General features: G+C 38.7%; 10 protein-coding genes. 8 read left to right on the top strand and 2 right to left on the bottom strand.

The window, feature by feature from the left end; translation table 11 throughout:
- Nucleotides 1–185 precede the first annotated feature (185 nt).
- The 3 genes from AC1M9C_RS04730 to AC1M9C_RS04720 all read left to right on the top strand — a co-directional run bounded on the left by AC1M9C_RS04730 (nucleotide 186) and on the right by AC1M9C_RS04720 (nucleotide 3,926).
- Nucleotides 186–1,256, top strand: coding sequence for an OmpW/AlkL family protein (locus tag AC1M9C_RS04730; protein ID WP_035265681.1), 1,071 nt, complete (start codon nucleotides 186–188; stop codon nucleotides 1,254–1,256).
- Between the two features lie 163 nt (nucleotides 1,257–1,419).
- The gene (locus AC1M9C_RS04725; protein WP_481586619.1) at nucleotides 1,420–2,571 is read left to right on the top strand and encodes an OmpW/AlkL family protein; all 1,152 of its coding nucleotides are present in this window, start codon (nucleotides 1,420–1,422) and stop codon (nucleotides 2,569–2,571) included.
- Between the two features lie 140 nt (nucleotides 2,572–2,711).
- Nucleotides 2,712–3,926, top strand: coding sequence for an MFS transporter (locus AC1M9C_RS04720; RefSeq protein ID WP_481586618.1), 1,215 nt, complete (start codon nucleotides 2,712–2,714; stop codon nucleotides 3,924–3,926).
- A 128-nt stretch (nucleotides 3,927–4,054) separates the two neighbouring features.
- Here the strand turns inward: AC1M9C_RS04720 and AC1M9C_RS04715 are convergent, their stop codons facing one another.
- Nucleotides 4,055–4,981, bottom strand: coding sequence for a LysR substrate-binding domain-containing protein (locus AC1M9C_RS04715; protein ID WP_481586617.1), 927 nt, complete (start codon nucleotides 4,979–4,981; stop codon nucleotides 4,055–4,057).
- Between the two features lie 99 nt (nucleotides 4,982–5,080).
- On the opposite strand from AC1M9C_RS04715, the gene AC1M9C_RS04710 reads away from it, so the two are divergent.
- Nucleotides 5,081–5,944 carry a pirin family protein gene (locus tag AC1M9C_RS04710; protein WP_481586616.1) on the top strand — a complete coding sequence of 288 codons (864 nt, stop codon included), beginning with the start codon at nucleotides 5,081–5,083 and terminating at the stop codon, nucleotides 5,942–5,944.
- 124 nt (nucleotides 5,945–6,068) lie between these two features.
- Nucleotides 6,069–7,274, top strand: a complete 1,206-nt coding sequence (chrA, locus tag AC1M9C_RS04705) for a chromate efflux transporter (RefSeq protein WP_481586615.1) — start codon at nucleotides 6,069–6,071, stop codon at nucleotides 7,272–7,274.
- Between the two features lie 74 nt (nucleotides 7,275–7,348).
- On the opposite strand, the gene sthA is transcribed toward chrA, so the two are convergent.
- The gene (gene sthA, locus AC1M9C_RS04700) at nucleotides 7,349–8,764 is read right to left on the bottom strand and encodes a Si-specific NAD(P)(+) transhydrogenase (RefSeq protein ID WP_035265673.1); all 1,416 of its coding nucleotides are present in this window, start codon (nucleotides 8,762–8,764) and stop codon (nucleotides 7,349–7,351) included.
- 210 nt (nucleotides 8,765–8,974) lie between these two features.
- Here sthA and lipA point away from each other — a divergent pair, with 210 nt between their 5' ends.
- The 3 genes from lipA to AC1M9C_RS04685 all read left to right on the top strand — a co-directional run bounded on the left by lipA (nucleotide 8,975) and on the right by AC1M9C_RS04685 (nucleotide 14,184).
- Nucleotides 8,975–9,988 carry a lipoyl synthase gene (gene lipA / locus AC1M9C_RS04695; protein ID WP_035265671.1) on the top strand — a complete coding sequence of 338 codons (1,014 nt, stop codon included), beginning with the start codon at nucleotides 8,975–8,977 and terminating at the stop codon, nucleotides 9,986–9,988.
- Nucleotides 9,989–10,270: 282 nt separating this feature from the next.
- On the top strand, nucleotides 10,271–12,745 hold the full coding sequence (locus tag AC1M9C_RS04690) for an acyl-CoA dehydrogenase (protein ID WP_481953280.1): 2,475 nt from the start codon (nucleotides 10,271–10,273) through the stop codon (nucleotides 12,743–12,745).
- A 257-nt stretch (nucleotides 12,746–13,002) separates the two neighbouring features.
- Nucleotides 13,003–14,184, top strand: a complete 1,182-nt coding sequence (locus AC1M9C_RS04685; protein ID WP_481586613.1) for a thiolase family protein — start codon at nucleotides 13,003–13,005, stop codon at nucleotides 14,182–14,184.
- The last annotated feature ends 28 nt before the right edge of the window (nucleotides 14,185–14,212 follow it).

The following is a 14,212-nucleotide window of genomic DNA, read 5'->3' as shown; positions in this document are numbered from 1 at the left end:
CTAACAAAGGAAAAATAAGACAATTAGTATACATTTTAAAATCTAACTTATATCATATTTTTCAATAATTTAACAATTGTAAATTAGGATAATAAATTTGATTTCAAGTGAACAAACTGCTTTGCATTTAGATGATTTAATGAATATAAAATGAACTAAAAATTGGACATGGAGTCCTTCAAACAATGAAGAAGTTTTTAGTTCCTACATTATTCGCAAGTTCATTCTTATCTACTCTGAGTTATGCGGAGTCAGGATATTTCAGCCTTTCTGATGAGGGGTTTAAGCGTTTTTCAATTTCAGTGGGTGCATTACATGTAATGCCGCAAGGTAAGGCCCAACCTTTTAATGTCAAAACAGTCATAAATGACAATTATGAATCTAAAGTTGGGGACATTAATGCTTCCACTGTAATCGATAACCTTGACCCAGATCGTAAACCAAATTATTTAGTAGAAGGTATTGTTAAATTAATTTCTGCTTTTCAAGGCAATGTCTCAGGGGCTATAAGTGGAAAATCCTATATTAATGGATTAGCTGAATGGGATAATCCGAATACGGGCTTGGAGGCTGATAAAGTTACAACAGTTGGCATCATGAGCAGTTATCACTTTACAGATAATTTGTCTGTGGAAATAAAAGGTGGAATTCCACCTAAAGTGGATATCAAAGGTATTGGAAATATTAAAGCCCCCTTCTCAGCTACTGCAGCACCCTTAGGTGGAATTGCGGGGAACTTAGACCTCAAAAATAATATTCATATTACTAATCTAGAACAATCTTCAAAAGCTGCTGAAGCTAGAGCATGGACCCCTGCTTTTGAATTACAATATCGTTTTGGTGAGACCGGGATTAATAAATTCCGCCCTTACGTTGGCGTTGGATTAATGTACGCTTATTTTAATGAGCTAAAAATGGATCCAGGTATTGAAAAAGATTTAGTCGCCGCTGGGCATATGATCCAAAATATTATTAATCAAAATGCTGGTGCAGCACTCGATAAGAAAGATACCAATGGAAAAATGAAAGTTAATTTAGAAGCAACTGATGTTTTTGCACCTATAGCTACAGTTGGATTCACCTACGACTTTAATGATACATGGTATGCAGTAGCATCTATTAGTTACGCTCACTTGCAGAATGAAACGAAGATCACAGTCGTCAATGAAAATACTGGACAAGAGTTAATCAACTCAAAAGCTGATATCGAGATTAACCCGATATTAGGCTATGCTGGGGTTGGCATGCGTTTCTAACGCATAGAGTAAGAAAAGAGGCAATTGCCTCTTTTTTTTGTAATCAAACAAAAACCAAACATAATTGGCAAATTATTACTACAATGTGTCTAAAAATAAATTTGATAATAAAAATACAAAAATAATCACTCTTTATTTACAGTTTTGGACATGGAGTTCCATAATGAAAAAAAAACTAGCTTACTTAGTTGCATCCATTAGTGCGTTAAGTTTTCCAGTCTTCAGTTATGCAGATTCACCTTATTTTAGTTTGAAAGATGGAGATGGCTTTAAACGTTTTTCTGTATCAGTGGGTGCATTACATGTAATGCCTCAGGGTAAAGCTCAACCGATTAATATTAACACCGCTGTACCAGAGGGTACCAAGTCTGAAGTTGGACGAATTTCAACATCTTCTGTACTAGGTGCTATTGATACTTCGACAGCAGATGGTGTTGATAAAAAACGTAAATTAGAGACACTTATAAACTCAGGTCTTGTTAGCCCATTAATCCTTGATGAAATCGATGGCGTAAAATATCTTAAGCCATCAGTTGGTGGCACTGCCGAAATTGATGGATTATCATCATGGACTGCTCAAGGGACAGGATTAGAAGCTGATGATGTCACTACCCTCGGAATCATGACTAATTACTTCTTTACAGATAATATTTCTTTAGAAGTCAAAGCAGGAATTCCACCTAAGGTTGATATTAAAGGTAAAGGGAATATATCAGCACCTCTCACAGGCTCAGTAGATCCTGGAAACGTCAATATCATTATTGCAGATATAGATGCTGGGAGTATTATTGGCGGCAATATTCCACTCAAACAAGATATCCAAGTAACAAATCTTGGAGCCCATGGTAAAGTCGCAGAAGCTCGTGCATGGACGCCAGCATTCGAATTCCAATACCATTTTGGTAAAACAGGCGTAAATAAATTTAGACCTTATGTAGGGCTTGGTTTGATGTATGCATACTTCAATGAATTGGAAATGAACTCCAACCTTGAAGCTGATCTAGTCGCTGCAGGTCATAAAATTGCGAACATCAAATTAGGTGAAGCTGGGAAAGCACTTGATGGAATTGAAAGTACTGCGAATCCTAAAGTTAAACTCGAAGCTAAAGATGCTTTCGCCCCTGTAGCTACTGCCGGTTTTACTTATGATTTCAACGATCGTTGGTTTGCAGTCGGGTCAATTTCCTATGCGCATCTTAAAGGTGAAACAACAATTACAGTAAACGATGCTAAACTTGGTGAATTAATCAATGCAAAATCAGATATCGAAATTAATCCGATTCTGGGATACGCCGGTATTGGTTATCGATTCTAATTTCCATCAGTCTTCATAAAGCGGCCAAGTGCCGCTTTATTCATTCTAATAACTAAATTTTATTGATTGATAAATTTTTATTCTGTCGTCATGATGCTACTGATCTTTTAAAATTACAAAAAATGCTAAGCGGATTGACCATGTCAGAAACCAAATTTTCAAAACCCCTCATCTTTATGCTCATTGGGAGTGCTTTTATTTTGGCACTCTCCTTAGGTGTCAGACATGGATTTGGCTTGTATTTAGTTCCAATGAGTCATGAGTTTAATTGGAATCATCAAGTTTTCAGTTTAGCAATTGCCTTTCAAAATTTATTATGGGGTGCTGTTCAACCCTTTACGGGAGCGCTAGCAGATAAATATGGGAGTAAAAAAGTCGTTGCCGTTGGCGGCGCTTTATATGCGATTGGACTTGTGATGATGGCATTTAGCTCAACAGGGCTTCTCATCAATCTTAGTCTAGGTTTAATCATTGGTTTGGCTTTATCAGCTACTTCATTTTCTGTTTTGCTCTCTGCTGTCGGACGTGCAGCGCACCCAAGTCGACGTAGTATGGCTATGGGTATTGCTAGCGCAGCAGGCTCTTTTGGGCAATTTATTATGTTGCCAACCACACTTTTACTCTTACAAAATTTTGGTTGGTCATCGGCGCTACTCATCACAGCGATTTTAATTGCATTAATTGTACCCTTGGCTTGGATGCTAAAAGCTCCAATGTATCAAGCGCCTCAAGCAGTTGATGCGATTGCTAAACCTTCTTTAAGTTTTAAACAAATACTCATTGTTGCTAAAAACCACAAACCTTTTATCTGGTTAGCATTAGGATTTTTAGTTTGTGGATTTCAAGTCGTGTTTTTGGGCATTCATTTGCCGGGTTATTTAACTGACCATGGTTTTAGCACCACCACTGGTACTATGTTTTTAGCCTTGGTTGGGCTATTTAATATTATTGGAACTTACACTGCTGGTTGGCTGGGTGATAAATATTCCAAACCTAAATTGCTCATGTGGTTATATGGACTACGTGGCATCGCCATCATTTTATTCCTCGCATTGCCACTCTCGATCTTTACGATTTATAGTTTTGCCATCATTATGGGGTTGTTATGGTTATCAACCGTTCCCCTTACCAATGGTATTGTTGCTAATATGTTTGGGGTTAAGTATCTCACCATGCTAAGTGGAATTGTATTTTTTACTCACCAAGTCGGTTCATTTTTTGGAGGATGGTTGGGTGGCTTAAATCATGATATGACAGGCAATTACAATATTATTTGGATGATGTGTATTGCGCTCAGTATCTTCGGTGTATTGATTCATTTATTTGTTAATGAGGAGAATGTCGTCAATGACTAATCGCTTCAATCTGCTCAACATCAGCATATTCATCGGAGTCATCCTTCTGCTTGGTGTATCAATTGCTTTATGGATGAACACTCCTGATTTATTTACATATTTTAACCAAGCTTTTTGCGCACATTAATTTATATAACTTCATAGTTTTGACAACTCAGTTTTTTAAACTCCTCAATTAAATAATCTAATAAACATCTCACGGCAGGCATCATGCCTTGTCGTGATGTATAGGCAACATGAATAACGCCACGTGGTAACTCCCATTCAGGGACTAATTCTACAAGAGTGCCTTGATTAAGCTCTTCATAAACAAACACTCTAGGTAATGATGCTATTCCAACACTATTCAACACTGCAGATTTCATGGCAGCAAAATTATCAGTTTTGAGTCTTGGAAAGAATTCTACTTCTTGAAACTGATTAACTGTGTCAAATTTGGATTGAAATCTCCAAATCGATTTTGGGACATGAAAACCTATACTCGGAAGTTGTGCAAGGTTATCCAAATGGATAGGCTCATGAATCTGTTGAATTAATTCAGGCGTTGCCACTAACACATGTTGCCAAGCATCAAGCTCTCGTACAATCAAGTCGCTATCTTCAAGTGGTAAATTTCTCACCCTAACAGCCAAATCAATCCCCTCTTCTATGAGATCAATTTTACGATTTGTTGCGACCAGATGAACTTGAACACGTGGGTAATGTTGCATGAATTTAGCAATCATATTCCCCAACGGAAACTCAACCAAACCAATTGGGCACGAGATTCGAATTAAACCTGAAGGCTCGCTCGACAAACTTTGCTCTACAAAATTTTCTGCCGCCTCCACTTGATCCAAAATCTTAATACAATATTCAAAAAATTCTTGACCAACTGCGGTTACGGCAAACTTTCGTGTATTTCGTTGCAATAATCTTACGTGTAAACGGTTTTCCAAATCTGAAATATGACGAGACAACTTAGATTTTGTAATACCTAAAGCCTCACTTGCCTTAGTAAAACCTTGATATTTAACGACTTGCACAAAATAGTAGTAATCATTTAAATTTTGCATAATTGTTTCATTTTTGGAATTATCTGTTGAGAGAATCGCCCTGTAATCTCATCAATATACCTCAATATCATGATTAGAACGATATATAGAGGAATATAAATGACACAAGTTCAGAAAGTCTATACCAGCGATCGAAGCACATGGGTGGGTGATGGTTTTCCAACAAACTCCATGTTACCCATGCATGAAATAGGAAATCATACCAGCCCATTCTTGGTAATGGGTTATACAGGTCAATATCGATTTTCTCCAAGTCACCACCAACGCGGTGTTGATTTACACCCCCACCGTGGTTTTGAAACGGTGACGATTGTCTATGACGGCGAATTAGAGCATCGTGACTCAAAAGGCAATCATGGAAAAATTGGTCCAAACGAAGTGCAATGGATGACCGCAGGTAAAGGTATTCTGCATGAAGAACACCATTCGGAAGCTTTTGCAAAAACTGGCGGAGTTTTGGATATGGTTCAACTTTGGGTAAATCTACCAGAGCATGCCAAGATGACTGAGCCGAGATATCAGGAATTGACTGAGCAAAATATTCCTGAAGTTTTAACTCACGATGAGCAAACCAAGATTCGTGTTATTGCTGGTCAATATCAAATCGGCTCAACTGTTTATCAAGGACCAGCTCAAACATTTAGCAACATGAATGTTTATGACATTAGACTTAATCATGGAGCACGCCTTCCATTAAATCTTATGCCAAACTGGAATCATCTGATTTTCATCCTTGATGGAGAAGTTGAGATTGATGGTCAGATCTATACAGCCATGCAAACGCTTTATCTTGACCCAAAATCAACACAGGTCGAAATATTTGCTCATCGTACGGCGAAAATTCTTTGCTTAAGTGGTGAACCATTGAATGAACCCATTGTTGCCCACGGTCCTTTCGTCATGAATACTCAGGAAGAAATCATGCAAGCATTTGATGATTTCAGAAATGGAAATTTTGCTTAATTTAACACCCACAAGCCTTATCATTTTCAAGATAAGGCTTACTGCTCATCACTCCTTCATTCATTTCAAATACCTGTCATAATCCCCTATTAGACTTAGTTCAAAAACAACGTACGATTACAAAATGAAATCAGATAATTTTCCTAAAGTTAGCTTATCAGCACTATTTTTTATTTTTCTTAAATTAGGATGTATTTCATTTGGTGGTCCTGCAGCGCATTTGGTGTTATTTCATCGCACTTTTGTTGATCGGCTCAAATGGCTAAGCTCTCATGAATATGGACAATTGATCGCATTAGCACAATTGTTGCCAGGTCCGACCAGTAGTCAAGTGGGGTTATCGATAGGATATTTATCCAAAGGATATTGGGGGGGCTTTATTGCTTGGTTAGGATTTACATTACCTGCCTTCATTCTAATGACTTCATTTGCTATTTTTGGTCAATATTTTTTTTCCGATATACCTCTTGAACTCTTTCACGTCATCCATTTGATTGTAATAGCCGTCGTCATTTGGGCTTTTTTACAAATGTTCAAAAGCTTCTGTACTGAAATTTGGCAGTATGTCCTGATGCTGAGTTCTGCTTTTTTTATTTATTTTGCACAGTGGAGCTATAGTCAAATTTTCTTAATTTTAGTGGCTGGATTCATTGGCTTAGCATTTACAAAAAAAGGAAAATCTCAGCCATCACCGCACATCAAAACCACTCAGGCATATCAAAAGTATCATTATCTCTGGCTCATCCTGTTTGTCACTTTATTTATTATTTTTCCTGCGCTGCAATTTATCTATTCATCAAGCTTGCTTAGAAATCTAGAAAGCTTTTATCACACTGCTTCAATGGTTTTTGGGGGCGGTCATATCATCCTGCCACTCATGTATGAAGATTTTGTGCTTACTCAACACATCACTGCGGAACAATTTGACTTAGGCTATGCATTTGCTCAACTTATTCCAGGCCCTTTATTTAGTTTTGCAGGATACGTTGGCACATATTTAGGATTTACCGCATCGCCTTTACTTAACGCTGCGATTGCAACCAGTATAATTTTCCTGCCCTCATTTCTGCTTATTTTCGGCACGCTCCCTTATTGGTCAAAATGGGTCAAAAACAAAAAGATTGCAGCAGCCGTAGCTGCAATTAATGCAGCGGTCATCGGGTTATTACTCTGTTTAATTGCTCAAATGGCTGAAAAACATCTACACTCAATTTATGATTTTATTTTTATCGGCATTGTCATTCTTTTACTGAGATCAAAAATCCCTGTCATCATCTCTTTATTAGCGAGCTTTGTTAGCTATGGAGCTTTATTGTATTTTGTAATTTAAAGATCAAACTTAAATGCAAAAATAAAAAAACTCGCAAGCCTGGACTTGCGAGTTTTTTTTGTCATCAAGTCGCCTTAGAACAAGCGATTCATCCCGTTTAACGTTGCTACGCGATAAGCTTCAGCCATCGTTGGGTAGTTAAACGTTGTCTCAACAAAATACTTGATGGTATTGTTCGGACTATTCATCACGGCTTGACCAATATGAATAATTTCAGAAGCATTATTACCGAAGCAATGCACACCTAAAATTTCTAAGGTTTCGCGATGGAACAAAATCTTTAACTCACCCACTGTATCACCCGTGATTTGTGCACGAGCAAGGTGACGGAAAGACGCCTGACCAACTTCATAAGGAATTTTTTCTTCAGTTAATTCCTGCTCAGTTTTACCAATTGATGAAATCTCTGGAATGGTATAAATACCAGTAGGAATATCAACTACGGGTTGGATACCTTGTTCACCACTCATAATCGCGCCAGCACAGCGACCTTGGTCATATGCAGCTGAAGCTAGAGACGGCCAACCAATTACGTCACCCGCAGCATAAATATTTTCAACCTCAGTTTGATACTGCTCGTTCACTGATAGTTGTCCGCGGCTGTTTGGTTTGATGCCAACATTTTCCAAGCCAAGACCATCTGTATTACCAGATCGACCATTACACCATAGAATTGCATCAGCTTTAATTTTCTTGCCACTTTCAAGATGCAACACCACATGATCATCAAATGTTTCTAAGTGATCAATCTGCTCATTGTGGCGAATCAATACACCTTGTTCACGTAAGTGATATGACAATGCATCAGCAATTTCGTCATCTAAATAGCTCAGTAATTTATGCTGAGTATTAATCAAATCAACTTTGTGATCTAAGCCAATAAAGATAGATGCATATTCACAGCCAATGACACCAGCGCCATAAATAATGATTTTTTGAATTGAAAAATCTAGGTCTAAGATTTTGTCAGAATCAAACACACGTGGGTGATTGAAATCTAAAATTGAAGGACGATATGGACGACTACCTGTCGCAATCACCAACTGTTTAAAAATAATCGTTTCTTTCACACCTTCAGGCGTGAAAATCACCACCGTATTTTGATCTTGGATATAAGCACGACCGTGGAAAATATCAATGCGGTTACGGTCGTAAAAACGCGAGTGTGTATCCACTTGCTGTTGGATCACTTTATGCGCATTACGAAGCACTTGCTTCATGGTGAATTGTTTCCAATCACCCACTTTTTGGAACATTGGATCACGTTGATAACGGATAATGCTAGAAACCGTTTGACGTAAAGCTTTACTTGGAATGGTTCCTACATGCGTACAGTTACCACCAAGTTGTTCACGCATATCAACTACTGCAACGCGCTTGCCTGATTTGGCAAGTTTCATTGCCGCACCTTCACCAGCAGGGCCTGAACCTAAAACGACTGCATCATATTTGACAAAGGTTCCACTCACGACCTCTTTCTTACGCGGCATTCAATGCTCCTATACAATTATCTCTTCATTTATCTAACTTATATTATGACTGAAAATGCATACATTTGCTGTATTTCAATACCATATATTACTTGATAGCCACATTTATTTTATGAATATCGTTTTTGCCCAATTTATGCATAAATTCGCTATAATAAGAGACCTATTTTTAATATTTCCTCCCGTCACACATTAGTGGAATCGTTGAATATGTCAGAAAACCGTAAACCAGTACAGGGTGAAAAACTTCGTGGCGCTGAGAAAGTTGCACGTATTCCTGTAAAAGTGATTCCTACGGTTGAAGCACCTCGTAAACCAGACTGGATTCGCGTCAAAATGGCTGCACCAGAAGAGGTTCAACGCATTAAATCAACTTTACGTGAACAAAAATTACATACAGTGTGTGAAGAAGCTGCATGTCCAAACCTTCCTGAATGTTTTGGTGGTGGTACAGCAACTTTCATGATTATGGGTGACATTTGTACACGTCGTTGCCCATTTTGTGATGTGGCACATGGTCGTCCGAATGCATTAGACCCAGATGAACCACGCCACATGGCTGAGACAATTGCAAACTTAGGTTTGAAATACGCTGTTATAACATCTGTAGACCGTGATGATCTACTCGATGGTGGAGCGCAACACTTTGTTGATTGTATTAAAGAAGCGCGTGCTTTAAGTCCTAATACATTATTGGAAATTTTAGTACCTGATTTCCGTGGTCGTATGGATGTTGCATTACGCATCATGACGGAATGTCCTCCAGATGTGTTTAACCACAACATTGAAACCGTACCACGTTTATACAAAGCAATGCGTCCAGGTTCAGACTATCAACATTCCTTAAACCTTCTTAAAATGTTTAAAGAATACTGCCCAGATATTCCAACTAAATGTGGCTTGATGGTAGGTATTGGCGAAACTGAAGAAGAAGTTCTCGCACTTCTTGATGACCTTAAAGCACACGATGTTGACTACGTAACGATTGGTCAATATTTACAACCATCAAAAGAACATGCACCAATTGATCGCTTCGTCACACCTGAAGAGTTCGAACGCTATACAGCACATGGGCAAAAATTAGGCTTTAAAAATATTTGGGCTGCACCAATGGTACGTTCAAGTTATTTTGCTGATCGTCAATACTATGGCGAACCAGTACCAGCAGTTCGTCGTAAAGCTGATCCTGCAAAGAAAATTACTGTTCAAACAATCGAAGCATAATTCTTCTTACTTTAAAGCCCTCGTATGAGGGCTTTTTTGTTTGTGGTTTTTATAATTCTCAATTACTTATTGACACATTTCTTATCTCTCTTCAGCTTGAATTTTGAATATTTTTCAAACAATCTTATCCAATATAAGTATTAATATGCGTCCGTTTTAGAACTCAACGCTTTCGTTTCACATTTCATGATCCAATATCTCTGTAGATCTGATGTTTGTGCTTTGATTAAATTTACTGTGGGTATTGGCTCCATGACCAAATCATAAATGGAGCAGTTCATAATGTTTTTTATACTCAGTTTAATTATTCTATTTATAACACTCTGGGCTATTTTTTATTTCGAATTCTCAAGAACTTCTGGGGCTATCATACTCACAGTCGTATCTATTTTAGTCGCGTTGATCAGCCCTTGGTCGCTGATACTCGGTATTCCTTTTATCCTAATTTCATTGATTGTCAGTATTGATACGTTAAGGATGAAATTTATTACACAACCTGCCTATAAAGCTCTAGCCAATGCAATGCCAACAATGAGTAGTACCGAGCGTGAAGCATTGGATGCAGGAACCAGTTGGTGGGAAAAAGAATTATTTATGGGGGCACCAGACTGGAAGAAATTTGATCAGTATCCGTACCCCACGCTGTCTGAAGAAGAACAATCATTTATCGATCATGAAGTCGAACAGCTCTGCCAGATGCTGGATGAATGGGATATTCACCATCATCGTAAAGACCTCCCTGAAGAAGTCTGGTCATTTATTAAATCCAAAGGTTTTCTGGGTTTAATTATCCCTAAAGAATACGGCGGTAAACAATTCAGCTCATTTGCGCAAAGCCGTATCATGAGTAAGATTGCCTCGCGCTCACTTACCACTGCTGTCAGTTGTATGGTGCCTAACTCTTTAGGTCCAGGAGAATTACTCTTACACTACGGTACTGAAGATCAAAAGAATCGTTATTTACCAGGTTTAGCAAAAGGTGAAGAAATTCCATGTTTTGGTTTAACAAGCCCTGAAGCAGGTTCAGATGCAGGTGCAATTCCTGATACAGGTGTGGTCTGTTATGGTCAATTTGAAGGACAAGAAGTTCTTGGCCTAAAAATGAATTTTTCCAAACGTTGGATTACACTTGCCCCTGTTGCTACGGTGGTCGGTTTAGCTTTCAAATTATATGACCCTGAAGGCTTACTAGGTGATAAAAACAAAACTGAATACGGAATCACATGTGCCCTATTACCAGCTGATCATGAAGGTGTGATTGTAGGAGCACGCCATAATCCAGGTTCACCATTTATGAATGGTACCGTGGATGGTAAAGATGTCTTCATTCCGCTGGATTGGATTATTGGTGGTGTAGAAAATGCAGGTAAAGGCTGGCGTATGCTGATGGAATGTCTGGCAGTTGGCCGCGGTATTTCTCTTCCAGCACTATCAACAGCTGCAGGTGAAATGTGTTATTTAAATGTCGGCGCCTTTGCTCGTGTCCGTCAACAATTCAAAATTTCAGTCGGTAAATTCGAAGGTGTTCAAGAGGTTTCAAGTGATATCGCTAGCGATACCTATATGCTTGAAGCATTCCGTTACCTCGTCACTTGTGGCCTAAACCAAGGGGGTAAGCCCGCAGTTATGACCGCAATGGCAAAATACTACGCAACTGAGACCATGCGTGAGATTGTTAATCATAGTATGGATATTGTGGGCGGGCGTGCTATCCAAATGGGTCCTCGTAACTTCTTGGCGCTCATGTACCAAGCGATCCCTGTTTCGATTACTGTTGAGGGTGCCAATATTCTGAGTCGTTCACTGATGATTTTTGGTCAAGGTTCGATGCGTTGTCATCCCTATTTATTTGAAGAATTACAACTTTTACAAGCCGAAAATAAAGATGCAGCATTAAAAGAGTTTAATGACATTCTTTATAAGCATTTGGGTTATACATTTAATCGAACCGCTAAATCATTTGCTTATGGTTTTATAGGCGGATCAACAGAAGGCTCAGTAAAGGCTGATGATTTCAGTCGCCCTTACTACAAAACCATTAATCGTTTGAGTGCTAATTTTGCCTTAGTCGCAGATATGTGCTTAGGCCTCCTTGCAGGTGATATCAAACGCAAAGAAATGCTGTCTGGACGATTGGCAGATATGCATTCACACTTATTTATTGCGACTGCAATTCTTAAATTTTATGAAAATGGTCAACGTACTGAAGCTGAACAACTGCATGCTAAACTCGCACTTGAGAAAGCATTATATGCATCTCAAGCAGCGTTCTATGGTCTGTTTGATAACTTCCCTGTAAAAATTGCCGCAAGTTTAGTCAAACTTATTTGTTTCCCTTTTGGTCGTCCTATTACTCAACCATCGGATGCCTTGAAACTTAAATTAGGTGAACTAATTCTTCAGGAAAATGCTTTCCGCGATGAATTAAAAAAACATGTCTTCTATAGCACTGATCCCGATGATGTCAATGGACGCATGGAGTCTACATTCCAAATGTTGCTTCAAATTGAGGATTTATGGAATAAGTTTAAAAAGGCTGAATCCAAAGGCCAATTTACAGGTCTGACTTTCGAAGAGCATATTGAATCTGCTCTTAAGGAGAATTTCATCACTCAAGCTGAAGCAGATCAGTTGCTTACGTATAACGCTAAACGTTTTGACAGTATGTTGACTGATGTTTTCGATACTGAACTTAACCAGAGTTTAGAACTTGAGAACCCTCACGCTCAGGCTTTGTCAAATTCTACACAATACTAGTCACCCAATTGCTTCTGAAAAAACGATCCTAAAGGGTCGTTTTTTATTTTTCATTCCACTTTTTATATTTCATTCCACTATGGTGTTATAGAAAACAACATCAAAATAAGCGAAATTAAATGAAAACAAAATAATGAATCTTTATTCATTTTTTATGATAATGTGATTACAACTAATAAATAGCTGTCATTAAATTTTGAACATATGAAATTGACACGCATTTGAATCATATAAACTACAGGACAAGGATCAACGCTATGAGTCAAGAAATCGTATTAGTTGCAGGTAGCCGTACCGCTATGGGTAGCTTTCAGGGAGGACTTTCAAGCTTAACAGCCCCGCAACTTGGTGCTGAAGTCATTAAAGCCGTACTTGACCAATCTAAGCTTGCTGCGGATCAATTAGATGAAGTGATTATGGGGTGTGTTTTACCTGCGGGATTAAAACAAGGTCCTGCTCGTCAAGCGATGCGAATTGCAGGTGTACCAGATCATGTAGGTGCAACAACGATCAATAAAATCTGTGGGTCTGGCATGAAAGCCGTGATGCAAGCTGCAGATGCCATTAAAGCTGGCTCGGTAAATATTATCGTCGCTGGCGGAATGGAATCCATGTCGAATGCACCTTATCTCATGGACAAAGCACGCGCAGGTTACCGTATGGGACATGGCAAAGTGATTGATCACATGTTCCAAGAAGGTTTGGAAGATGCTGAAACTGGCTATTCAATGGGTATTCTTGCTCAAGAAATGGCAGATAAGAAAAACTACACACGTGAACAACAAGACGATTTCGCGATTCGCTCCTTAACTCGTGCTCAGAATGCGATTCAAAATAATTATTTCAAAGATGAAATCACCCCCGTTACAGTAAGTTCACGTAAAGGCGATGTCATCGTTGCCCAAGATGAAAATCCATTTACAGCAAAAATTGATAAAATTCCTACGCTACGCCCAGCATTTGCTAAAGACGGTACAATTACTGCAGCGAATGCCAGTTCAATTAGTGATGGTGCATCAGCATTTTTAGTGACTTCTGCTGAACACGCAACAGCAAAGGGGCTTTCAACTTTAGCAACGATTAAAGCTTACGCATCTCACTCTCAACACCCATCAGAATTTACCATCGCACCTGTTGGTGCAATTGAAAAAGTATTAAACAAAGCGGGCTGGACTGTTGAAGACGTGGATTTGTGGGAAATTAATGAAGCGTTCGCGATGGTAACCATGGCAGCGATTGATGCTTTTCATTTAGATCCTGAAAAAGTGAATATCCACGGTGGAGCTTGTGCACTCGGGCATCCATTGGGGTCATCAGGTTCACGTATTATTTTGACTCTCATCCATGCATTAAAACGCTTAGGTAAAACAAAAGGTGTTGCCGCGCTTTGCATTGGTGGTGGAGAAGCAACTGCGATTGCGATTGAAATCCCAGCTTAATATTTATGCTATAGCGCATCTTAAGGTG

Source organism: Acinetobacter sp. 24-47-39 (assembly GCF_056783825.1).
This window is presented reverse-complemented; position numbering and strand designations above follow the sequence as displayed.

What these genes read in the sequence shown, in the direction of transcription:
- AC1M9C_RS04730 (WP_035265681.1), top strand. Translation starts at nt 186, where the DNA reads ATGAAGAAGTTTTTAGTTCCTACATTATTCGCAAGTTCATTCTTATCT.
- AC1M9C_RS04725 (WP_481586619.1), top strand. Translation starts at nt 1,420, where the DNA reads ATGAAAAAAAAACTAGCTTACTTAGTTGCATCCATTAGTGCGTTAAGT.
- AC1M9C_RS04720 (WP_481586618.1), top strand. Translation starts at nt 2,712, where the DNA reads ATGTCAGAAACCAAATTTTCAAAACCCCTCATCTTTATGCTCATTGGG.
- AC1M9C_RS04715 (WP_481586617.1), bottom strand. Translation starts at nt 4,981, where the DNA reads ATGCAAAATTTAAATGATTACTACTATTTTGTGCAAGTCGTTAAATAT.
- AC1M9C_RS04710 (WP_481586616.1), top strand. Translation starts at nt 5,081, where the DNA reads ATGACACAAGTTCAGAAAGTCTATACCAGCGATCGAAGCACATGGGTG.
- chrA (WP_481586615.1), top strand. Translation starts at nt 6,069, where the DNA reads ATGAAATCAGATAATTTTCCTAAAGTTAGCTTATCAGCACTATTTTTT.
- sthA (WP_035265673.1), bottom strand. Translation starts at nt 8,764, where the DNA reads ATGCCGCGTAAGAAAGAGGTCGTGAGTGGAACCTTTGTCAAATATGAT.
- lipA (WP_035265671.1), top strand. Translation starts at nt 8,975, where the DNA reads ATGTCAGAAAACCGTAAACCAGTACAGGGTGAAAAACTTCGTGGCGCT.
- AC1M9C_RS04690 (WP_481953280.1), top strand. Translation starts at nt 10,271, where the DNA reads ATGTTTTTTATACTCAGTTTAATTATTCTATTTATAACACTCTGGGCT.
- AC1M9C_RS04685 (WP_481586613.1), top strand. Translation starts at nt 13,003, where the DNA reads ATGAGTCAAGAAATCGTATTAGTTGCAGGTAGCCGTACCGCTATGGGT.